At 35.9% G+C, this 24408-nt stretch carries 13 protein-coding genes; 3 read left to right on the forward strand and 10 right to left on the reverse strand.

Translation table 11 applies throughout. The features are described 5' to 3' along the window. Window positions 1-306: 306 nt before the first annotated feature. The 5 genes from ACP6PM_RS06215 to mtnB all read right to left on the reverse strand — a co-directional run bounded on the left by ACP6PM_RS06215 (window position 307) and on the right by mtnB (window position 9265). Window positions 307-3324, reverse strand: coding sequence for a WGR domain-containing protein (locus tag ACP6PM_RS06215; protein WP_426582834.1), 3018 nt, complete (start codon window positions 3322-3324; stop codon window positions 307-309). Window positions 3325-4587: 1263 nt separating this feature from the next. Further along, window positions 4588-6063: an alpha-amylase gene (locus ACP6PM_RS06220; protein WP_426582836.1), complete on the reverse strand. Its 1476-nt coding sequence runs from the start codon at window positions 6061-6063 to the stop codon at window positions 4588-4590. 1071 nt (window positions 6064-7134) lie between these two features. After that, window positions 7135-7641, reverse strand: coding sequence for a hypothetical protein (locus ACP6PM_RS06225; protein ID WP_426582838.1), 507 nt, complete (start codon window positions 7639-7641; stop codon window positions 7135-7137). Next, window positions 7610-7915, reverse strand: coding sequence for a hypothetical protein (locus tag ACP6PM_RS06230; RefSeq protein ID WP_426582840.1), 306 nt, complete (start codon window positions 7913-7915; stop codon window positions 7610-7612). The genes ACP6PM_RS06225 and ACP6PM_RS06230 overlap by 32 nt, the downstream gene beginning before the upstream one ends. 732 nt (window positions 7916-8647) lie before the next feature. Beyond that, window positions 8648-9265, reverse strand: a complete 618-nt coding sequence (gene mtnB / locus ACP6PM_RS06235) for a methylthioribulose 1-phosphate dehydratase (protein ID WP_426582842.1) — start codon at window positions 9263-9265, stop codon at window positions 8648-8650. 815 nt (window positions 9266-10080) lie between these two features. Between mtnB and ACP6PM_RS06240 the strand changes: the two genes are divergently transcribed. Beyond that, the gene (locus ACP6PM_RS06240; RefSeq protein WP_426582844.1) at window positions 10081-10851 is read left to right on the forward strand and encodes a class I SAM-dependent methyltransferase; all 771 of its coding nucleotides are present in this window, start codon (window positions 10081-10083) and stop codon (window positions 10849-10851) included. Between the two features lie 659 nt (window positions 10852-11510). Continuing rightward, complete coding sequence (locus ACP6PM_RS06245) at window positions 11511-12095, forward strand: Uma2 family endonuclease (protein ID WP_426582846.1); 585 nt, start codon at window positions 11511-11513, stop codon at window positions 12093-12095. Between the two features lie 990 nt (window positions 12096-13085). Here the strand turns inward: ACP6PM_RS06245 and ACP6PM_RS06250 are convergent. The 4 genes from ACP6PM_RS06250 to ACP6PM_RS06265 all read right to left on the reverse strand — a co-directional run bounded on the left by ACP6PM_RS06250 (window position 13086) and on the right by ACP6PM_RS06265 (window position 20359). Then, the gene (locus tag ACP6PM_RS06250) at window positions 13086-14198 is read right to left on the reverse strand and encodes a geranylgeranyl reductase family protein (RefSeq protein WP_426582848.1); all 1113 of its coding nucleotides are present in this window, start codon (window positions 14196-14198) and stop codon (window positions 13086-13088) included. A 777-nt stretch (window positions 14199-14975) separates the two neighbouring features. Next, window positions 14976-19268, reverse strand: a complete 4293-nt coding sequence (locus ACP6PM_RS06255; protein ID WP_426582850.1) for an AMP-binding protein — start codon at window positions 19266-19268, stop codon at window positions 14976-14978. Between the two features lie 299 nt (window positions 19269-19567). Next, window positions 19568-19729, reverse strand: coding sequence for a hypothetical protein (locus ACP6PM_RS06260; protein WP_426582852.1), 162 nt, complete (start codon window positions 19727-19729; stop codon window positions 19568-19570). 468 nt (window positions 19730-20197) lie between these two features. Further along, complete coding sequence (locus ACP6PM_RS06265; protein WP_426582854.1) at window positions 20198-20359, reverse strand: hypothetical protein; 162 nt, start codon at window positions 20357-20359, stop codon at window positions 20198-20200. Window positions 20360-20797: 438 nt separating this feature from the next. Between ACP6PM_RS06265 and ACP6PM_RS06270 the strand changes: the two genes are divergently transcribed. After that, the gene (locus tag ACP6PM_RS06270; RefSeq protein WP_426582856.1) at window positions 20798-20920 is read left to right on the forward strand and encodes a hypothetical protein; all 123 of its coding nucleotides are present in this window, start codon (window positions 20798-20800) and stop codon (window positions 20918-20920) included. Between the two features lie 557 nt (window positions 20921-21477). On the opposite strand, the gene ACP6PM_RS06275 is transcribed toward ACP6PM_RS06270, so the two are convergent. Beyond that, window positions 21478-23658, reverse strand: a complete 2181-nt coding sequence (locus ACP6PM_RS06275) for a transglycosylase domain-containing protein (RefSeq protein ID WP_426582858.1) — start codon at window positions 23656-23658, stop codon at window positions 21478-21480. Window positions 23659-24408 lie beyond the last annotated feature (750 nt).

The following is a 24408-nucleotide window of genomic DNA, read 5'->3' on the forward strand; positions in this document are numbered from 1 at the left end:
TTATTATTGCTCTTGACGCAATAGAAGGAATTTTTCACTATCCATCACCTCTGGCTGGGTGCTTCAGGAGATGAATTTATTATTGCTCTTGACGCAATAGAAGGAATTTTTCACTATCCATCACCTCTGGCGGAGTGCTTCAGGAGATGAATTTATTATTGCTCTTGACGCAATAGAAGGAAATTTTCACTATCCATCACCTCTGGCGGGGTGCTTCAGTCCACTACTAGACATCTGGTGATAATAAAAAATCAAATCAATCCCATGCGCATAAATTATCAATTCTTTCCCCCTACTCCCTACTCCCTACTCCCTACTCCCTACTCCCTCTTTTCTAGAAACAAACTTAACTGAAATAGGCAAAGAAACCTCTGGATAACTATTATGAATTTTCAACATTATTTCGATCGCCTTTGCCTTATCCCCAATGGCAATAGTCACAGATTGCCTAGTCAAAATATCCGCCACAACTCGCGCCGCTTCCTCACTTTTTTCTGCCTCCTTTTCCAAAAAAGTAAATACTCGCTTCTTTGCCACCCTACCCTTATTTACCTGACACAAAACACTAATAAAATAAGGTTGTAAATCTCGTAATCTTTCCACATTATCTGCTGCATAATCTGACAAAAAATCCGTAGCAAAAACCTGCATATCTCCTGAAGGATGTTCGCTAAACTTCAATAAATAATCTTGACCGTAACTATCCTCAAAATAACGACTAACTAACTCACGCCCAAACACTCTTACATCATCCCGTACGCTGTCACAAATACTTACCATTATTTCCGGCGACCAATCAGTTTCATCAAAAGATGTTTGAAATATTTCCCAAGCAAAATTGCGAGAATCTTCCCAATCAGATTCTAACAATCTAACTGCAGCTAACATCTCCTGAGAATTACTCCGAAAACGACGAATATTTTCTGCAAATATTTGCCATGCAGCTTGTCTGACTGCCACTAATTGATAATTTGCCAACTTAACAATTTCAATTGTGGCAAAATCTCCCGCCCATTCCTGATAATTTGCCTTTAATATTAAACCTGCTAATTCTTGAGCAATATCGGATTTAGCTCTTAATAACTGCTTGGTTTTTTCTAAACTAATATTTTCTTGCCATCCCGGAATATCATGCCTCAATAAACCTGCTAAATAATCGTGAACTCCCTCTGACTTTTCTGGCATTACCAAAATATCGATAAATTCCCACGCTAACTGACTGGCAAAATCTGAATATTTCTTTGTCAAATCCTGAATTATAGGTTCAATTAAACTCCGAATATCTTCCTCAGAATTAACTGCCATAGCAATAATTAAATCTCGCCGAGAACTTATCAAAATTTCCTCTGGCAACTGACCAAATATTCTAATACCAATTTCCCGAATTTTTGGATATGGAGATTCAATCAACGACTCAATTAAATTAGTAGGAAATTCAGCAGCAGGAGTTTCATGGTTTTCCAGAATATTTGCTCCTAACTCTTGAATTTCTACTAATGGATGTTGGAGTAAATCTATAATAACTCCCATGCCTAATTGTTTTAATTGATAACTCAAACAACTCAACAATATATCCGCAATATCTTGAGCGACTCGCTCTATCCAATAAGTTTCTTGTTTGAAAGTTAATAACTCAGCAATAACTTTACCAATTAATACTTTGGCAGTACCTTCCTTGAGACTATGTGAACTGAGGAAATTTTTAACAAAATCACGAGTTTCTGGTTCCTGACTGGTAATTAAAGCTGCCATAAAATTAGCATTTAAAAATCTATTTGGTTGTTTATTTATCCAGCGATAAGCTGCTGTATGTGCTTTAGGCAAAATACTATTTGCCGATGCTAAAACCAAGTCTAGATCGGGGTCTATTTTTTTATATCTTTCTATAGCTAATTCAAATCCAAACCTAACTGTAACTTCATAAGGTTTTTTGATAAATTCTATGAGAGTTTTGATATTTAGTTTTGGATAAAAACTCTGGCAACTATCCAATACTCTCACAGCAAAATTATGTACAGCATGACAGTTACTTTCTAATAATAATTGCACCAATATTCCTGGTTGTTTCTCCCATAATTCAGGAAAAGCTTCTCCCCGTTGTTTTATCTCCTTATTAGTTCGTTCAAAGTATCCGTTAAACCGCCAATTTAGGCGATCGGAAGATAAAGAATAACGAGAATGATTTGTGTAGAGAATATGAGATAAGACTAGAAAATTAACAAATCTATGTTGTAGTTCAGAATAAAATTTATTTTCTAGCCGATAATACATAACATCAGCATCAGAATATTGCCGTAAAATACCTACAGCTAAATTAATATATTCAACATCATTGTCTATGCCGAGTTTCTCTAAAGTTCGCCAAATTCGCTTCCGTAAATAATTACGAGTTTTTTCAGTATAAACTTCCCTACCAGTTGTATTTTCTTTGTCAAATCTATAAGTAAGAATGCCAAAAACTTCTGGGTCTCGACGATATTCAGCCATTTTAAAAATATGACGAATTGGCTGAAAAAAGTTTTCTTGAAATGGAGCAGTGCGGAGAAAATTTAAAAGAGCAGATCGCACATATTCATTATCTATTTGATATAGCCTTTCTATGTCTGAGAAACTTTTACCTTCCGCCAAACTTTGGTTAAATACTTCCTCAAATTTTTCTGCCGTTCCATGAAGAGCAAACTCTCTTAATTCTGGCGATAAAAACTCAATCATTTCCGTCTGTAATTCGGCGCGAATTTCAGAGTCAGATAATTTTAAAATCGCCTCAAAAACTATCCGACTAACAAACTCTGAAGTTGTCGGATTTTCATAAAGTCTAATTAAAGCAGCAAGAGCATCCTTTCCCCCACACCAACCCAACGACCAAGCAATACAATAATCTCTTAAATCTGTACCAGTGCCGAGAAAATTAATTAACATCGGAGTAGCTTCAGCTATTTTTAATTCTCCTGCCCGCCAAATAATTCTTTCCAGAGGACGATTAGTTTTTTCTCTAGCTAAATGTTCGAGAATTGCTTGTTTACGGAGATGATTATGGTTAGGAATTTCGCTTTTTTTAGGCAGAGAATTCAAGGAAATTCCAGTGACGTTCCGATAACCACCTTTAATTTTTTCTTGTATTACTTGATAGAAAACTTTTTCAGCTTTAGCAAAAGAAACGTAGCCATCTGTTTTAATGCCATGTCTTAATTGTGAACCACGACGACCGTAGTTAAAATTAACCATATAATGCTGATTTTCCTTCACTTCAAATAGCTCAACTTCATAAATTTTATCCGAGCGATCATCTTGATAATGGAGGATAGTTTTTTTGATTACTTTCATAGTTTTAGGGAATAGGGAATAGGGAATAGGGAAGATAGGTTGGATAATAAGGAACAAGCAAAAAATATTTACCAACAGATAATTGACAATTGACAATTGATAATTAAAGATAGCTTTTATTAATCAATAATTGATAATTAGAGATAGTTTTCATTATCCACTATCCATTATCAATTATCAATTATCAATTAAAAAGATTTCCTTATATTCAATCAAGTACGGTTTTAACCAGAGGTAATTATCCATTATTCATTATCAATTAATGAACCCATTTTACCCATAACTAGATTTTATATAGCAATCCTATTTTAGTTGTAATATTTTGGTAGTAGTTAGCAATCAGGAAGGGGAACCCTCAAATTAGCAACGTACATAAGTTATAATTTAAAATATTTCAGTTAAAATTAACTATTATAAAACTTATTACAACCTATTTGGAATTTCTATATATAGCCTTACGTTGTTAATATAAGTTGAGAATGTTAACTAACTGCCAGCTATAATGAATTAACATTCTTAAATTAAAGAGCGGTTATTCTTGAGTGAATTGTACTTTCTAATTATAAGACATCAAATTATAAGATATCAAACAATTTAAAAATTAATCTGGAGGTAATTATGTCAGAAAAATTAACCAAGAAATAAAGAAAATTCGGCATTTCAAGTCTCCAACTTCAATAGGAGGTAGTATGAAAGCAGTTCTTCTGCGAAGCTAACTGATAACTGATAACTGAAATGATACTTCTGCCCCATGAATATCCAGACACGAGTAATATAATGTCCGCTGGTATCGTTTGCGTAAAAGCTAGGGTGAATATCTACAGGAAATTTAAGTTTTTTCCAGCTTTTAAACCTTTTAAACCTTTTAAACCTTTTTTCTTCTTCCTTCTTTCCTCTTTCTTCTTCCTTACCTTACAATACTGATGCTACCGGACATGATATTATTAATTATTAATTATTGAAAAATTAGCCAGCGATGAATTAACGTCTAATATAAACTATTAAATTCACCTCCTGGCAATTACCAAATAATTAAGGTTTAAAGCCTCTCCCTTAAAGGAGAAATAAGCGGTCGTTTGCGTTAGCGAAGCTCCTCTGAAAGAGGCAGCATTCCGTCAGGATGGGATGGATAGGTTACCTAACCATATCAAATCGACCAAGAGAGAAAAAGTTTTCCTTTGAGTCAATCCTATTCTGTTTTCAAGGAGAGGTAATTGTTAATTATTAATTATTAATTATTAATTATTAATTGTTGAACTACTTTTATTCCTCCAACCAAACAGAAACCGAACCACCATTACAACGAAACTCTGCCCAACCCCACTCATTTGTATAAATAGGTTCCTGAATATGTTCCGTGAGGTCATAAAACTTAGCATTAGGCTTACCTACTTCCATCCACTTGTAACCAGGATAGCTATCGCTCATAATTACAGCCATTGCTTTTGGATGTTCTTCAGTACCCAAACGAGTCCAACCGATAGTATTGTAATGATCGAAATAATCATATTGTGCCCCATAAGCATAATATTTCCGGGCAAAAAGTAACTTATCAATTATCCAACGGTGGGATGGTAAGAAAATCTTGTAACGGTTACCATCTTTCCCATAATCTTCATACTCTGCACCATAATAGTCAGCATAAAAAATACAAGGATATCCTTCACTACGCAACAAAATAATAGCATAAGCTAAAGGCTTAAACCAAGGTTCAACAGGAGCTTCCAATGCTTGTAATGGTTGGGAGTCATGATTTTCCACAAAAGTAACAGCATTGACCGGACGTTCCTGCATCAAAGTACCATTGAGAATATAGCGCATATCATAATGTCCCCCCGCCTTACTCGCATAGTAAAAATTGTAATGTAGAGGAACATCAAACACAGACATTCTGCCACCAACTGAATTAATATACCAGTGCAACGTGCCAATATCATTGTACCAATATTCCCCCACCATAAATAAATCCTTCTGAAAATGATGTTCTAATACATCTATCCACAGAGGAAAAAACCAGGATGAAATATGTTTGATAGCATCTAGACGGAAACCATCCACTCCCGTATTTTCGATATACCACTTACCCCAACGTATCACTTCATCCCGAACTTCTTTACTCTGGAAGTCAACGTCAGCTCCCATTAAGTAAGCAAAATTTCCTTTCTCCAACGCTACATAATCATCAAAGCTTTTTCCTTCAAATAGATATATTGTATTTTGTTCCTTGCTATAGTCATCATAATCTACTGCATCAAAATGCCACCAATGCCACTCAAAGTCAGAATACTTTTTTTGCCGACCAGGAAATGGGAAATGAGTATAACCTTTAACTTCACGCATTTCACCCTTGGGATGAATGCGGTCATCCTTAGAAAAAGGAGTTGCTTTAACAATTTCTGTTCCATCAGCACCCATGCGATGGTTGAGCACTCCATCAGCATACACATCAATACCAACATTATGCAGAGCTTGAATAGCATCTAAATATTGTTGGCGATCGCCATATTTTGTTCTAACGGTACCTTTTTGGTCAAATTCTCCCAGGTCATACATATCGTAAACCCCATATCCCACATCATAAGTACCCCCGATACCTTTGTAAGCTGGTGGTAACCACATTGCAGTAAAACCTGCATCTGCTAATTCTTGAGCTTTACTGGCCACTTGATTCCATAGGATGAGGTTAGGGTCAATATACCAGTGGAAATATTGCATCATTACGCCATTAATTGCTGCCATTTTGGGAAATCCTCAAATCTACCAAAATAATTATGGCTGTTTTGTGGTGTTGAAGCAATAGTATTTGTCTAGTGGTAATGGTGGAGACACTTATGCAATGGTGCCCTGCGACAGATTGTTAAATGCCACCCGAAGTCTAAATTTTAGCCGTAAGTATACACCCTACTGGCTAGACCGACATAACTAAAATGATGCTTGAGGAATATTGCTTAAATCTTTGTCAATTCAAGCTTTTCCCCAAAATATATCCCACTATTTTAGCTGAGACAATTCACTACTGGAGTGACACGCTTCATTAATGGATAATTGATAATTGATAATTACCTCGGGTTTTAACCGTTACGGAATTGAATATAAGGAATATTTTCTTTTTTCAAGGGGAGATTGGAAGCTAGCGTTTCGCTACGCGACATGAAACGCGTTTGCGGAGCATGACCTAGGATAGCGTCCCGGAGGGAAAGGAGACCTCGCCATCCCATCCTAACGGACTGCTCCGCTTTCCGACCGCTTTTTCCCCTATCCAAGGGGAGGCTTCAAGGCGTGAATTATTTAATTATTAATTCTTGAATTACCTATTTGTAAAAATGTAGGTTGGGTAGAGCGGTAGCGAAACCCAATACCAGTATTGTTCAATACCTTTGAGAGATTAGATTTTAGCGGTAAGTACCCACCCTACAATAATAGACATCTCCAGAAAAGAGGGAGTAGGGAGTAGGGAGCAGGGAGCAGGGAGAAAGAATTGATGGTTTATGTGGGATAATTGATTTGATTTTTTGGCGTTGCTGAAACACGGTATGAAATTCCTAAGAATGTAAGTTTTGAGTCCAAAATATGAAGTGCAAATCATACCTATTTCCTACCCAAAGTTGCGGAAAAAACTCCTTTCTACCTCCTGACTCCTGACTCCTTTAATATCATACATTTATTCAGCAATGCCGATTTTTTATTAAGTGAAACTTGCCTAAAAGTGTGCTTTTTTACGCATCATATCGTTATTCTATTATTAAGTCAATGCTCCTTAGTCGAAGATGCTTTTTCATAATTTTTACAAAACTAGGGCAGGTTTTAGATTTAACTCAAAGCCGAATTTTGTTGAACATATTCCATAGTATTAATAACCGAATCAATTTCCACTTCTGCACCTGAGCGAACCACAAATTCACTTCCTCCAATTTTTGTAGCAATATTTCCCCAATCATAAGTATAGCCCAACCTCGTCCAAGGATAACCATTTTCACCATAAGAAATGAGTATTTGTTCATTTACCCATTCCTCATGTAGGGGTTCAACGGTAGAAGGAAATTCCAAGCTACAGCTAGTATCCCTAATTTCTGGATCTGGGCAAGGACGGAATAAATCTTGAGGTTCAACCCACATCTGTACAAATTTAGTTTTACCATTGTCAGAAGGTAAGCCGAGATATTGTTCGAGTCTGAGGATTAAATTCTCTTCATTCAGGTTAAGTTGAGACCCAAAGGTTTGTAACTGAGGAACAGGAGTAGTCCAGACTTCTCGACTTAACTGCATTTTTTTACCTACGTTGTCGTCATAGCCATTCCAGGAAGTCCAGGTTACCATCAATAACTTGGGGTTTTCCATCTATTTCTCGCCATATTAGATCGGGATTATCTGAAGTAATTGACCATAATTTGTTGTATATTTCATCTTCCTTAGCATCAGCAGCATCTTCAACTGCTTGTGTGTAGGATCTTTGTAGTTGGATTTCAAATAGTTCTTTTAATTCTTTGAGGTCGGCAGTTAATGACTGTTGGAAAAGTAAAGTAATTGTTAGGATAATTCCTAAGAGGATGATGATTAATATTGTTGATATAGTGAGCAGTTGTTTTTTCATAGTTTTACTGATTTTATTATTTACTAAGACCAAATATCAAAAGTCTTGCTATATCTTTTTAAGAGTATAGAGTATGGTTCTTTAGAAGAATAGCAATTCTCAAAAACTTTGCTATACTTGAATTTTATATTTATGAATACTATTGATTGATGTAATTTGATTGTTTACTAACTTTATGTTATTTCTCTGGTTATTTTGACTACACTCCAAGGGTAGCATTAATTTTGATAAATGGTACAAGTAGTAATGGCGCTTAATGCCTATAATCGTTAAAAACATTCCTGAAGCTTACTTATTAGTTAATAACTAAAGTCACAGAGCAAGTATAGCATTATTTTTTGGAATTGGTATAATTGACTGATAACTGAAATAACAATGCTTAGAGACTGTTTGTAAAGGAAATATAAAAAGGATATAGGGAACAGGGAACAGGGAACAGGGAATAGGGAATAGGTATGGAGGGAGGAAGAAATCAAGACAACTATTTGTAAGTTAAAAATCTGGGAATATATGTACCTTTAAACCTCTGGTATCTAGGAAATTTCAATCTCTTGAAGTACTACCGCTTTTAGATTTTAGTCATTATTTGCTCTGTTAAGACTTATTTTACAAACAGTCTCTTAGGCAGAAAAAAATTAACACAGAATAGCTAGATAGAGTGAGTTTTTCTCAACAATTCTGAATCCTCAATTATTTTTCCTGAATTATTTTTTTTAAGTCATATTTTATGACTTAAAAACTAACTTGTCTGGCAGCCATCATATAACGGAAAATATATTCTACTAATTCAATATAATTATAAGCAGATTCAGGAGAGTTTGCCCAAACTGTTACACCGTGATTACGAATTAGTAGAGCAGGAATTTTTGGTGGAGATTCTAGGAAGCGATCGCTTATTTCATCGGCAATTTTTTTAACTTCTAAATGATTCACAAATAAAGGCATTTCTACCGAAGGGTTTTCTTCCCAAATGCCGAAACCTTTAAGCATTTCTAGTGATGGTAAAAGCAAACCATTTCCCTCAGTAAAATTCGAGACTAAATTTGCCTCTATAGAGTGTACATGATAACAAGCTTTAGCTTCTGGAAAACATTGATAAATAGCTTGATGAATACTTGTTTCAGCAGAAGGGCGAAAATGAGGATTTGGCTTTTCTAATACTTGACCATCTATATCTACTCGGAGAAAATCTTGTGCAGTTAATTCTCCTTTCGGGCGGCCACTAGCAGTAATCCAAAAACTATTATCTGGTAGACGAGCAGAAAGATTTCCAGCAGTACCTACCATCCAACCTTTTTGATAAAAGTGTGTCGCTGCACAGATTAAAGATTCACGGGGGTCAATGTTCATTTTTCAGTAATATTTACAAATGTCTATAACTGTTTTTTATTAGTTTGGTAAATAGGATTAATGTAAGCATTCAGCCGTCAGTTATCAGTTATTAACTCCTTATCAGACCGAAGGAGGAATTAGTTTCCAAGGAGAATTAAAACTTATGTTTACTCAGCATTCCACAGGAAAGAAAAAGGTCATCAGCTAACCTTCGTAATTGCTTGATTCTTTTAAAAGAGGAAAAGCTTTAAGCTGAATGCTAATAATCTTTTTAAGTTATCAAAATCCAGACTAAATTTTAAATATTAAATATTTTCTTAATCTCTGTTAATTAGATAACGGTTTGTTAATGAGAAACAGTATTTTTTCCCTCGTTTATGTTTTCTATTTCCTAAAATATAAAACCTCTGTACCTAATCTATTTTATAAATGATACATTACTTTCGTAACCATTCAGCTCTAAGCTAGCCTCGTGGCTCGGAACTACGTTAACAGTTATTAGTAGACCTCTTGCAAAAGTTTTAATTAAATCAATTTCATATCTTGAAATTGGTGACTTCATTTCCTATTCCCTATTCCCTATTGCCTGACTTCTGCAAGAGGTCTAGCTATTGCTTTTGGTTTTAGATAAAAGCTTTATTGAAAGCAACCAGACAGAGCGGGGTTTTATTAAGCCAGAGTTAAATCTTACTACAAAAGTAGGGTCTTATTGCTGAGAGCTGATAGCTGAGAGCTGAATGCTTATTTACTTTATATTTCCAGAATACCATTATTTGAGAATTGAGTTAAAGTTGTGGATGAAAATAATATCAATAAAGGGCTACTAAGATAACATGAACCCACTAAATCGGTTTTCTGACCGAGCAACAGATTATGCCAAGTATAGACCCAACTATCCAAAAGAAGCAATTACTGCTATAATAGGTGGATTTGACAATCCTTCTGAATTAGTAGCAGCAGATATTGGAGCAGGTACAGGGATTGGCTCTAGAATGTTAGCTGAACAGGGAATCAATGTAATCGCTATTGAGCCAAATATTGAAATGATAAATGTTGCTGCACCTCATCCTTTAATCAAGTTTCAGAAGGCAACAGCAGAAGCTATAAATCTACCCGATAAATCTGTAGATTTAGTAACTTGTTTTCATGCTTTTCATTGGTTTAACTTGGAACCTACTCTACGAGAATTTCATAGAATTTTAAAACCATCTGGCAGGTTAGCTATTGTACGGAATAACTGGAATAAAGAAGATGGATTTACTCAAGAAAATAGTAATTTAATGAAGCAGATATCTAAACTTCATCCACTAGCCAAAAATAAGGGTCATGTTTCGATTACATCTTTAGAAGAAAGTCCGCATTTTGTTAATTTTAGACATTCAGTATTTGCTCATCGGCAAGAGTTAGATTTACCTGGATTAATTGGTCGAATAATGAGTTCTTCATCAGTCCCAAATCAAGGTTATGAACGGGAAGAGATTACGAAAAATTTAAAGATATTATATGAGCGATGGGTGGATAAAAAAGGTTTAGTTTATTTCGTTTATCGTACTGATTTATATCTTGCTGAACCTAGGGTAATAATTACTTCAAATCAATTTTGACTTTTCCCTTTAGGGAGATTGGGAGATGGGGAGGTGGGGGGATTGAAGGCTTGAAGTAATTATAGAATTATCAACATATATTATATAACCGGATTCTATATAACAAGCAAAAAATATTAATTGTACCACATTAATCTGAAATCTGCTGTCAATCTAAAAAAAGAGATAGAGAAAAGGAATTTAATATCAAATCCGTCTGATTAGACATAAAAAAATTCTCCAATCGTCATAACTACTAAGTCAAAGTGATTCTCTTTCCTCCTGAATTCTGAATTCTGAATTCTGGCTCCTGACTCCTTTTGACTTAACCAATCTATGACTGTTTAACCGGATTTGATATAATCTCCAAACCTCTATCATTATAACTACGATCAACCCCAATAAAGATTCTATTAGAGCAGATTTTATATCAGTGAGGTAAACCTTTAGCGGGCAATATTCCCGCACTACAAATATTTTATTTCTGAATAATTTATATAGCAATTTCCATACTGGTAAGGTACAAAATTCGTTTGTTTTAGGGAATAGAATAGAAATAAAGATAGGTGTACCTCCGTACCCTGAGAAACCCTATAATTAATAATTGACAATTGTGGAAAAGTATTTGTACTTCATATACTTATAACCTGCTGTAGATAACAATACTCTTGGAGAAAAATATGCAAGTTCAAACAGAAAATAAAATATATATTCCTGAAGAATATTTTTTATTAGAGGAAACTGCTGAAAATAAACATGAATATAGAAATGGAAAAATTATACCAATGACAGGCGGAACTACTAATCATAACGAAATTGCCAGTAATTTTTGTGCTTACTTAAAGTTTGCTTTAAAAGGCAAAAATTATCGCGTATTTATCGGTGATGTACGTTTGTGGATACCTGATTATAATTTATATACCTACCCTGACTTAATGATAATTGAAGGTGAACCTAACTATTATCAAAATCGCACTGATACAGTTACTAATCCCTCAATACTTGTTGAAGTATTATCAAAATCAACAGCAAATTATGACCGAGGTGAAAAGTTTAAATTGTATCGCTCAATTCCCGATATTAAAGAGTATATTTTGATTGACCAATACCAGTTTTATATTGAACAGTATGTTAAAACTGCTGAGGAAAAATGGGAAGTCACATATTATGAATCTGAAGAGTCAATATTAAAGTTAACTTCTCTAGATTTTCAAATAGCTTTCAGCGATATTTATGAAAGAGTAGATTTTAACAATCAAGATTGAGAAAGATATATAGCAACCCTATTTCAGTTGTTATATTTTGGTGATACTTAGGAGTCAGGAGTCAGGAGTCACAATTTCAAAGGTTTTAAGTTAAAATTAACTGTCAGAAAAATTTTCAAAACTAATTTAGGATTGCTATACCAAAAAGAAGAGAGTAGAAGGAAGAATATTTATTATGAATATTCTATAGGTAGTAGATATAAATGGATTGGCAAAATTGATTTTTTATAGTTAGGGAAAACTTGAGTTTTGATAAGAATAAAAGAGTTTTTTATACCCCCCTATTCCCTATTCTACGTAATCATTCAGCGGTCAGCTCTCAGCTAGCCTCCTGGGTCGTAACTGCCTCTTTCAGAGGAGCTTCGCAATTCAAGTCGCTCCGCGAAACGTTAACAGCTTCATTACCTTTAAAAGAGGAAAAAGTAATAAGCGAGATTTCATGCTAATTAAAAGTTACTGTAAAAGTCTATCAGTTAACCTTAAAAGTCTATGGAGCTACATCGTTCATTTTTATTGCGCTCAAGCTGACTGCTAATAGCTGAATGCTTACTATTCTACAGATTTTAAAAAAGAATGTTATAAATAGTTTAAAACTTTAAATTACTCTAGCGTCAAAGTTTTGAGCGTATAAAATCTAACTTTTAATTTTTAACGTAAGCATTCATACTTCAGCTATCAACTAAGGTGTTTAGCATTGAGACTATATATTCAATTTTTGTCAAAGGGAATAGGGAATATAGAATCTAGAGATACAACAGCTTATATTATGTTCGGTTAAATAGTTATTATAATTGAAGTTCGTAGTATAGCTCTCAGCCCGAACTGTAGATAGGGGTGAGAGCTATACTACAAACAAAAACTTTATTATAAGTGATTATCCGAACATGATATTATGAGTTATTAATTCATTTATTTGCCTAATTTATTCAAAAATCTGAGTGCTTACCTTTTAAATTTTTACTTTTGACTTTTAACTTCCGTGAAACGGTATTACCTTTGCCAAAGTTTTCGTAAAGCAGAACTCACTACATCAGAATAACGTAATTCTCCAGACAAAATTTTCGTCATAATAGTAGTAGCGCGAGGTCTCTTCACTCCTACTTGATAACCAATATTTGAAAAACGAGAAAATCCTTGAGCTAAACGTTGTGCCCAGACCATATCTTTCCCCCATTCTTCATTAATTATTTGAGTGTATTTTTCTAGGGCAAATAAATCCCCATTTAGAGAATTATGAATTGCTGTTGCTGCTTTAATACCTGTAAATATAGAAGGTCGAATTCCTTCCGCAGTAAAAGGGTCAACAATACAAGCTGCTTCTCCTGCTAAAACAGCATTTTGAGTATGTAATTTTTGATTCCCATTCCATAGACATAAAGGATGACCAAACTTCTGAACATTTTGAATATTTACCTCAAATAGAGTGGCATATTCTGTTAATAAACTTCCAAAATTTTGACCGTGCTTTCGCCAAAAAGTACCGACTCCTATTGAATATCCATCAGCTTTAGGAAAGTTCCAAACATAGCCATTATTTAACATTCCAAATTCAAAATAAGCACTATCAATTTGTTGATTTTTAACTGGTACTTCTATTTCCATCGCGCCACCAGCAAACCGTTTACGATTTTTAAAACCTAACCATTTTGCCATGGAACCTTTAGCACCATCAGCAGCAATTAAATAGCGACAAGTAAAAGATTGATTATTTGTATAAACTTGCCAATTATTGTTCTTAAATTCTATGCCGATAACTGGAGTTTTATCTCTAATTTCTGCTCCCTGTTTTTGCGCTTGCTTAACGATAAAATAATCAAAAATTTCTCGACGCACCATCCAAATAGGTTGTTGATTTTGTAATTTTACTTCTACTAAATCCCCTTTTTTCCAGGTATAACGAATGGAGTTAATTTTCAGAGAAATAGCTGGTGTAAAATCAAAATCAAACCATTCTTGAACAATAGGAGAAACTCCACCTCCACAGGGTTTATATCGAGGTAAACTTTCTTTTTCTAAAACTAATACAGAACGTCCGTTTTTTGCTAGATGATATGCCGCACTTGCTCCTGCTGGTCCGGAGCCAACTATAATACAATCAAACATTTTAATTAGGGAGTAGGGAGTAGGGAATAGGGAATAGGGAATAGGGAATAGGAAAAATTCCAGCAGTTTTTAGGTTAATGAACTACATTAAAAAAATAATAACCCAGTAGGGACGTTCCATAACAAAAATGGGTTTCATGTTGCGCAGCAAAACGTTTCTAATGTGGTCTAATATCATGTCCGGATAATTATTTATAAAAAAGTTTTTGTTTGTAGTAGGGCTTTAGCCCTAGAAATATGTATCTTCGGGCTAAAGCCCTACTATGAGCTTTAATTATCACTAAAAAAGCATAGAAACCGGGTTTGTATGACAGCGGTTTTCCTGCAGGGTAGACCACAGTAGGGGCGAATGGCCATTCGCCCCTACAAGATTTTTGCTTGTGATATGGAATCCGGTTATATAGTATATGTTCATAATTCTATCTAGACTTCAATCTCCCCATCTCCCTATCCCCCCATCTCGCCCAAATATATAATAATATTTAACCGGATTTTATATGAAGATGTGGTTCATCAATTTGAAAAGCGCTGTAAATACCCCTTCATCATAAAATTAACCTCCAACAAACCCAGTTTCTGATACCAGTCATAACCAAAATACTGTAGGGGCAAATAAATGGCTATTCGCCCCTACGACTAATTATATAGCGCTACGAATTCAGGTATTTGACATTTCTAAATTCTCAAACCCTTTGACAGTTTACTATTCCCTATTCCCTATTCCCTATTCCCTATTCCCTAGCGCGTAGCGCTATACTAATGCTACCAGATTTGATATTACCGAAATATTGTGGTCATCCCATTGGAGTCTAAATTATCTATTGCAACTCTTAATTTTTCAGCCAGTTCCCGAACATGAGGTTCTCTAAATATTGTACTGTGACCTCCAGGGACTTCATAAACCTCTACTCCTCCACTAGCTAGTTTGCCCCAACCCATTTGAGGGTCAACTTGCCATCCTTCAGGTGCTGACTTATGGATAGCTCGGAATAAAGCAACTTTGCCTGGGTAAACTTGCGGAACATATTTTCTTCCAGCTTGTTTATTAGCTCTTTGCACAATTTGGTTGGGATTGATATTATCTAAGGAAAAGGAATTCCTCTGATTTCTCTCTTTATTTCTATGCTTGAACCACTGGAATCTCCCTGTTATTTTCTTGAGGATATAGTTGGGTCCAAGTTTCCAAAAGTTATCAAAATGATCGGAAAGTCGCTGATTTACTGGTATTCGAGTGAAACATCCTGGTGCTGGAGTATCAAACACAACTAATAGAGAGACCGTTTGACCTTGGGCGATTAGTTGTTGAGCTACTTCCAAAGCTACCATACCTCCAAAGGAAGAGCCTCCTATGAGATAATCTCCTTCTGGCTGGATAGTTTGTATTTCTTTGATGTAGCGAGCTGCCATATCTTCGATTTTAGTCAGAGGGGGTTCCTTTCCATCTAATCCTTGTGCTTGTAGTCCATAGAACGGTTGGTCTAAACCTAACTCAAGTGCTAATCTTCGGTAGTACAAGACACTCGCACCAAGAGCGTGCATACAAAATATAGGTGTTTTAGTACCAAGTGGTTGAATGGGAACTAGCGATCGCCATCTTGCTGAATATCCTTTTTCACGAATTACCTTGGCTAGTTGTTCAATTGTTGGTGCTTCTAAAAGAGTAGCTATTGGAATCTTGTTGTTCAATTCCTCCTCAATTTGACTGAACAAACGAGTAGCTAATAGGGAGTGACCGCCTAAATTAAAGAAATTATCTTTAATACTAATAGACTGAATACCTAAAACTTTTTCCCATATTTTGCTCAATTGGAGTTCTATTTCGTCACGGGGAGCAACAAATGTTTGTTCAAATTCTTGCTGGATGATTTTATCGACTCGTTTGAGTATGACATCAAATCCACCATTCTCTAAATTTTGTTTTAGTTGCAAGCGTTGAATTTTGCCAGTTAAGGTTCTCGGAATTGCGTATTTATCAAGAGGAATGATGTAATTCGGATTTATACCCAGGGTTTGAGTTACTTTTCCGCGAATTTGTTTGACTAATTTAACTAATTGACTATCTTCCGTAATTGGTGTATGGAAGAAAATAGCTAACTCATCGGTATCGCCGTTTTGTTGTCGAATGTTAGACGCAACAGTATAAGAAGGTTGAACCCCTTCAATTTCTTCGACTATCAATTCAATTTCTTGACAGGAATAATTCTTGCCATTGATAATAACTATCTCCTTTTCTCGTCCTGTCACCGTGAGGTAATTCTGATTGAGAAATCCTAAATCTCCAGTATTCAACCAATCATCTTCTGTAAAGAGCGTCCTATTCAATGTGGGATTATTGTAATATACACCAGTTCTGTTTACACCCCAAATTTGGATACGACCAACCTCACCCTCATTAAGTAAATTATTCTCATCATCAACAATACGAATTCCACAACCAGGTAAAGGTTTACCAATTTGTACAAATTGTTCGCCACGCTGGTTATAACCCATTGCTATCCACTCACGGTTACTGGCAACAACTCCCGTTTCAGAAAGACCATAGCCAACATTCAGCACATCCGAACCCAATCCCAATGGTTGTAATGTCTGTAAAAAAGAACGGCAAGTTTGAGGCACAATTTTTTCCGCCCCTAAACCAATGGTTTCGATTGAGCTTAAATCCCAGCGAGGTTTGGAAACTTCCTGAATTTGCTCTATAATTTGTGTCATGGCAAAGTTCGTTAATACGCTGCCATTCACTTTGTATCGATCAACAATATCTAACCAAAGCAAAGGATTTCCGAAAAAGCGTTCTGCAGGAAGATAAAGGGTTTTAGCTGATTTTGGGTTGACGATACCAAATCCTGACGCATTATCAAAAGGAACCCAAGTCAAGGAGCAGTAAGACGACTCAGATTTCTCATTTCCTAATAAGAATTGACCGATCGCTGTAACCGCATCGAAGGAAATCAGTTTTGGAGTACCTGTTGTACCAGAACTAGCGAGCAATAAAGCTAAATCTTCGGGTTGGTTGTCATAGAAATGCTGACTCGGAGCAAATTCTTGGGATTTTTCTATAGTTAGTAGGTTAGGAGTAGAATCTTTGAGAATATTGTGAATTGTTTCTGTCAGATTATGTGCGGTCAAAATTACAGGATTATCTAAAGCTTGCCAAACTTGTTGCAGTTTAGCATTTTGAGCAGTAATGTTGGAACTATTGGAGGAAGTTGCTACAGGTACAGCGACGAAACCACCTAAAAAACAACTCCAAACCGCTGCTACAAAATCATAACAATGTTCAACATGAATGATCACAAAATCTCCAGGAGATAAACCTTGTGCTTGTAAGTAACCGAGTAAGGTTGTAGACTGTTGCCAAAGCTCACCATAATTTCTGGTTACTCCTTGCTCTTCCCTCAAATCAATTATTTCGCTTTCAGAAAAGCGATCGATTTTTTGTTTTAAGGTTTCTGCTAGAGAGGATACGAACTCAAAAGCTCCCGTCAATCTTTCTCCGTAGGCGATCGCTGCTACTTTGTCTTCTATTCCATTCTTAGAGAACCCATCTAAACCTAAACTTGCTTGTAATTGAGTGTCAATTTGTTTAAAATAATCAAAACGCTTGATGTGATTTAACGTTGCTTCTTTAACTGTCAAAAATTCGGCAGTTCCCCGTCGTAGATTATAAAGAAAAGATCCATTGCGTTGAAAGTCTAAGTCAGGAACATCTAAGGGGATTTGCAGTAGAGCAATTTGTTGGTTAATTTGAGCAAGTTGTTTCTCTAATTCATTAAAAAGATCCTGACCTAAAGGAGTAAATTTAGCATACTTGCGCAACTGCTCAAGTCCGATTTCCAGTTGTAAAGGAATCTTAATTAGTTGGCTTTTGGTAAAGTCTAAAAGTTCGCCAGTAGGGTTTGCTCGATAAACATTTAACCAAAACTGAGCAACAGGTGTATAAACATATATGGCATGGAAAATTCCTCGTAGGGGACGCAAATCCAAACGCCAAGGCGAATAATACAAATTGCTAGCTTCAGCATCTTCAACCGAATCCAACAAAAGGGGATTATTTTGTTCAATCAAGAATAAGCGATTATGGTGAAACTCGTGAATAAAGTTATCAGCTAATCTATAGGGGTTTTCAATCACGCTACAAATTAGAGCGCCAGAAAAATCTGAGCTAGTGAGGTTGGTGAAAGTTCCTACATCTATCGGTTTGAGAGCTAATACCTGCATAAAATAATGCAATTGCTCAAAAGTCTGAGGATGATATTGCTCAATCAGTGCTAATCCATCTTTAACCAGGGTGACATATTGCCCCTGATAGGTCATTCCTGTTTCAACAACTGTTTGACCATCTGGAAAAGCTGGAGAATTAAAACAATAAGGTTGAAATCGTAATTCCCGACTTGCAAGTTGAATAGTTGGAGATTTGCCTACTTTCAAATTCTCGTCAGCTAATGTTGCATTTGTGGTTAATTCTAGAGTTTGTTTGTTGTGTGTGACTAAAAGTTCTGATTTTTCTGAATTAATACCATAAATTTCTATTTTTCCATTTCCTTCTAGGTAAAGGGATGTACCAGGAATTGCTACTGGTAAATGACAAATTAAAGGGGTTTTAAATTGATAACTTTGCTGAGACAGAAAACCGTATGCAAGTGCAAATAGCTTAAACTGATTGAGGTGAAATATTAGTGCTTGAAGAGGTGTTTTTTGTTGAATTGCCTGACAATATTCTTGAGTAACGAGAGGTAAAGGTTTCTTGGTTAGGGTTGCTGTAACTAAATCGAATGCTAATAGACACCAATGATTAGCAAAAGGATCTGACCAAATTAAGCTAAACTTTTCTGATGCTTCTGTAGCGATTTGATGATAAACTTCTAAAAATTCTTGAATCTCCGAAATGTCTTCCTCAGAACCATCAAACGTAGGGTGACGCATCAAGACTTGTTGTATAGCGATCAGGGTATTAATATTCTGCTGTTGGCGATCGTCAAAAAGTTTAGGGTCAGTCCAAAAAAAACTTGATTGACTGAGTTCATATTGATTTTCAGCTATTTCAAAGTCTAGCTCTGTGTTGATTGACATTACAGCTCCATAAAATTGATAGAATAACTTGAGTCTTAAATTTTAATATTATAGGGACGTTGCATACAACGTCCCTACTGTATCCAGCTAAACAATTGTCATTGCGACGATAGGAAGCAATCTCAGGGGTAGCGCAAGATTGCTTCCTTCCACTCCGTTCCAGTCGCTGCGGACTTAATAACTAATCATCCGGATTTGATCCGAGATTTTAATAAGGGACGTTGTATACAACGTCCCTACTGTTTGAGTTGGTTACTTCTCCATAGGTATTCATGGTTGAACCAACCGCATTTCTCAAATTATCGGCCGCCAAATTCACCACCGGGAACAGGATCGCGGCCGCGAGCAACGAAGCGAACAGCAGAGTTGCTATTTTGTTGTTGTCCTTCCATTTGTGCAATTAAATTGCTTACTTGTTCTTTTTGCTGTTGGTTGAGTTGGCTATAGTTAATACTTTTCATGTTTATTTCCTTTTATTTAGGTATCTTTAATAACAACCATAACCTCAAAAAAAAGCAATAGCAATAGGAAATAAAAATCTTCATCAAACCTTCATCAAACTAGCTTACTCTTACGAAAATTTACTGGTATTTATGATAGGAATAGGAATGATATTATATTAAATCCGCCTAATTGCACATAGATATAATTAGGGCATAATCAGGATTTGAGCTTATTGATTGTGAGGTTATTTAACCGGATTTGATATTAAATCCTTCTAAAAAATAGTCATTGCGACAATAGGAAGCAATCTCGCAACACCCCTGATATTGCTTCCTTCCACTCCGTTCCAGTCGCAATGACTTAATAGCTAATCATCCGGATGCGATCCGAGATTTTAATAAGGGACGTTGTATACAACGTCCCTACTGTTTGAGTTGGTTACTTCTCCATAGGTATTCATGGTTGAACCAACCGCATTTCTCAAATTATCGGCCGCCAAACTCACCACCGGGAACGGGATCGCCGCCGCGAGCAACGAAGCGAACAGTAGAGTTGCTATTTTGTTGTTGCCCTTCCATTTGTGCAATTAAATTGCTGACTTGTTCTTTTTGCTGTTGGTTGAGTTGGCTATAGTTAATGCTTTTCATGTTTATTTCCTTTGATTTGCTTATCTTTAATAACAACCATAACCTCAAAAAAAAGCAATAGCAATAGGAAATTATATCATGTCCGCTTGAATACTTATACTTTTGGTGGAAGGAAGACAGAGTGTAGAAGGCAGATTACAGAAGGGTTTATTACAATTGTGACTTAATTATATACACGCTCCGATGCTACCGGACATGATATGAGAATCTTCATCAAACCTTCATAAAACTAGGTTACATGTTCATCAAATCTTCATCAAAGTTGCCTATTATTACTATTAGACATCTGGTGATAATCAAAAATTAAATCAATTATCGGGTATAAACCATCAATTATTTCCCCCTACTCCCTACTCCCTACTCCCTACTCCCTACTCCCTCTTTTCCGGAGAGGTCTATTCTGATAGAGCAAATAATATCAAATCTGCTTGCTTTAGTGTGTTATATCATGTCCGGATGATTAATGATAAAAAAGTTTTTGTTTGTAGTATTGCTCTAGCCCGAAGTATAGATATTGCTCAAGCCCTACTACAAGCTTTACAGCAGTTTTCATTTGAGTAGACCACAGTAGGGGCGAATGGCCATTCGCCCCTATAGGGTTTTGGTGATGACGATGTGGTTCATCAATCTGAAAAGCCCTGTAATTATAACTATTTAACCGGAGGTGATATTATATAGAATCCAGTTAAACACTTGTCATTGCGACCGTTTTATGTTGGACAAAGGACGAATCTTCTACCTCCTATCTCCTATCTCCTGTCTCCTGTCTCCTGTCTCCTGTCTTATATCTAGGGAAGCAATCTCGTCAACCCCTGAGATTGCTTCCTTCCACGAGTTCCAGTCGCAATGACGCAGGCTATAGTAATACCATGTCCGGATAAGAGCGTGATGAAAACACTTTTTTCCCTATCTCCTGTCTTCTATCTCCTGTCTCCTGTCTCCTGTCTCCTGTTTCCTGCCTAATTATTTATAACTGTTCAACCGGACATGATATAATTATCTGGATTTGATATTATAAGAAACCGGGTTTATGGAAAGTAGGTGTTGTATGGTGTGGCTTAATACAAACCCGGTTTATATACTTTTTTATACCGATATTACCGGATTTTATACAAGGTCTAATAATTTCTATAATTTTTCTTCTCATTCAAATCTCTACCGTCCGGCCCTATTTGACCATATCTAATCCATTTTGGTTCCACAGGTTTAGGTTCAATAGTAGGTTTGCGATCGTAAAAACTTGGTTTTTTAGGAAAGTCTTTAACAGGTATATCCTCAACGACCTCCCTCATAAACAGTTGCCAATTATATGCTGCTGTACTACTCACACCCCAAGTAGGTTTATTATCATCATTCCCTAACCAAATTCCGGTTGCCACCTGGGGAATATAACCAATAAACCACAAATCTCGCGCCTCTTCAGTCGTACCTGTTTTACCTGCCACAGGGCGATCGTACAAATAAGCATTCGCCCCGCTACCATATTTCACCACATTCTCCAACATCCAGGTAACAATTGCTGCAGTATCCTTGTCTAACGCTTGCTTTGGTTTAAAATTACCCTCATAAATAACTTCACCATTTTGATTAATTATTCTTTTTATTCCATGAGCAGGAATATACTTACCCTGTGCTGCAAAAGTCGCATAAGCATTTGTCAACTCTAATAAATTCACCTCCCAAGTACCCAACGCCATAGAATAAGTAGCTTTAACCTCAGATTTAATCCCCATATCCTTAGCTAACTTAATCACAGGTTCAAACCCTACATCCATCAATACCTGTACTGCTACTACATTGATAGAATATGCCAAAGAATCAATCATCGATCGCCAACCAGCATACCTTTTACCATAATTTTTGGGTTTATAACCATCTACAGTCAACGGTAAGTCTCGATAACCATCAGTAGGAGGAAAACCAGCAGCAACTGCAGCAGCATAAACAAAACTTTTAAAAGTCGAACCTGGTTGACGTTGCGCTTGAATAGCTCGGTTAAATTCACTCTCGGCAAAATCTCGACCTCCGACTAACGCTTTCACTTCTCCAGTGGTAGTGTCAATAGCAACTAATGCTGCCTGATCGAATCTTTGGCGATAACCATCAATATCAACAGCTTCTTGAATTATCTTTTCTCCTATTTGCTGCCAACTTCTATCGAGAGTAGTTTCTACTGTCAAACCACCTCTTGCCAAAACTTCTGGAGAAACATATTTGGGTAACTCTTTCTGAATATAGTTACCAAAATATGGAGCTTCAACTATGAGACGTTTCGGTGCACTAGGTTGTACTTCCATTGGTTTAGCGATCGCTGTTTTTGCCCGCTCATCAGAAATCAAACCAGCTTTTTGCATTTCTGCTAATACTATATTTCGGCGACGTTTAGCTGCTTCTGGGTTAACTAAGGGTGAATATTCACTAGGTGCAGGAGGCAAACCTGCCAAAGTTGCCATTTCTGCTAAAGTTAGACCGGAGACTGGTTTGCTAAAGTAAACCCAGGCAGCATCAGTTACTCCATAAGCACCGGAACCCAGATAAACTATATTTAGATATAGTTCCAGAATTTCTTCTTTAGATAACTCCTTTTCCATTTTCCAAGCTAGCATTGCTTCTCGGAGTTTACGCCAAATAGTTTGTTCCATATCGAGGAAAACCATCCGCGCTAACTGTTGGGTAATAGTGCTACCCCCTTGAACTACATCTCTAGCAATTATGTTATATATAAATGCTCTAATAACTCCTTGATAATCAACTCCTCTATGTTCATAAAAACGTCTGTCTTCAATAGCAATAAAAGCTTGAACTAAAGGAGTCGGAATATCTTCTAATTTAATTTTTTCTCTAGTAGCAGGTCCGGTTTGTTGGATAATTTTACCATCAGCGGCTTTTATTGTTAAAGTACCGTCTCTACTATAGGAGGAAATATCGGCAATTTCTGGTAAACTTTGCTGTAATTTTCGCCACTGCCACCCGCCGTAAATAACAATACTACTAATTCCAATCAAACCTAATCCTAACCATACCTTCCGACTAAATAAAATTTCTTTTATATTTATGTTTATACTATTTTTACTTGTCTTTTTTTCCGTAGCATTAGCTTGTTTTTTATGGTTTTTTATTTCATCGAATTGAGGCGCTTGTAGGGGAGTTTTATTTTCTTCACCCAACATATTTGAGGCTGAGTTTAAGTGATTTTTATTGCTCCTAACTTCAGACTCTATATACTTAGACTTTCTGATAATATCTGCTTCTGTTTCTGAGAAGATTTCTTTAATATTTTTCCGTTCTTTATCTGTCACTTTTTCCTCTTATATTTGTTTTTTTACTATTAGGATTTTATTAGTTATATCATGTCCGGTAGCATCGGTATTGTAAGTGCGAAAGTAAGGAAGAAGGAAGAAGTTTTAAGATAAGGAAAAACCTTAAATATGGTAGATATTTCCCCAGCTTTTACAGATAACGATACCAATGGACATGATATTATATCAAATCCAGTAGCACTTACAGTAGTTTTCCTGCACGGTAGACCACAGTAGGGAGGTTCCATGGAACGTCCCTACTCGGTTTTGTTTGTGACGATGTGGTTCATCAATATGAAAAGCGCTATATGATCAAATATTAAAACCTATTCAGGATTGCTATATTAGGTACTTATAGAAAATATTTGAGTCGATAACTTTTCCTATCCCAGAGAAAGTTGAGAAAATTGTCATTGAGAAAAATAAGCATACCTGCCTTCTTTGAATTATCTCAGTTATCAGTTGTGATAGATTACTTTTAACTTTTGAGTTGATAACTTTCCCTATCCCAAAGAAAGTTGAGAAAATTGTCATTGAGAAAAATAAGCATACCTGCCTTTTTTGAATTATCTCGGTTATCAGTTGTGAGAGATTACTTTTAACTTTTGAGTTGATAACTTTTGAGTCGATAACTTTTCCTATCCCAGAGAAAGTTGAGAAAATTGTCATTGATAGAGATAAGCATACCTGCCTTTTTTGAATTATCTCGGTTATCAGTTGTGAGAGATTACTTTTAACTTTTGAGTTGAT

The sequence above is a fragment of the Dapis brunnea BLCC-M229 genome, from assembly GCF_050015995.1.
Lineage (GTDB): Bacteria > Cyanobacteriota > Cyanobacteriia > Cyanobacteriales > Microcoleaceae > Trichodesmium.

What these genes read in the sequence shown, in the direction of transcription:
- ACP6PM_RS06215 (WP_426582834.1), bottom strand. Translation starts at nt 3,324, where the DNA reads ATGAAAGTAATCAAAAAAACTATCCTCCATTATCAAGATGATCGCTCG.
- ACP6PM_RS06220 (WP_426582836.1), bottom strand. Translation starts at nt 6,063, where the DNA reads ATGGCAGCAATTAATGGCGTAATGATGCAATATTTCCACTGGTATATT.
- ACP6PM_RS06225 (WP_426582838.1), bottom strand. Translation starts at nt 7,641, where the DNA reads ATGGTAACCTGGACTTCCTGGAATGGCTATGACGACAACGTAGGTAAA.
- ACP6PM_RS06230 (WP_426582840.1), bottom strand. Translation starts at nt 7,915, where the DNA reads ATGAAAAAACAACTGCTCACTATATCAACAATATTAATCATCATCCTC.
- mtnB (WP_426582842.1), bottom strand. Translation starts at nt 9,265, where the DNA reads ATGAACATTGACCCCCGTGAATCTTTAATCTGTGCAGCGACACACTTT.
- ACP6PM_RS06240 (WP_426582844.1), top strand. Translation starts at nt 10,081, where the DNA reads ATGAACCCACTAAATCGGTTTTCTGACCGAGCAACAGATTATGCCAAG.
- ACP6PM_RS06245 (WP_426582846.1), top strand. Translation starts at nt 11,511, where the DNA reads ATGCAAGTTCAAACAGAAAATAAAATATATATTCCTGAAGAATATTTT.
- ACP6PM_RS06250 (WP_426582848.1), bottom strand. Translation starts at nt 14,198, where the DNA reads ATGTTTGATTGTATTATAGTTGGCTCCGGACCAGCAGGAGCAAGTGCG.
- ACP6PM_RS06255 (WP_426582850.1), bottom strand. Translation starts at nt 19,268, where the DNA reads ATGTCAATCAACACAGAGCTAGACTTTGAAATAGCTGAAAATCAATAT.
- ACP6PM_RS06260 (WP_426582852.1), bottom strand. Translation starts at nt 19,729, where the DNA reads ATGAAAAGTATTAACTATAGCCAACTCAACCAACAGCAAAAAGAACAA.
- ACP6PM_RS06265 (WP_426582854.1), bottom strand. Translation starts at nt 20,359, where the DNA reads ATGAAAAGCATTAACTATAGCCAACTCAACCAACAGCAAAAAGAACAA.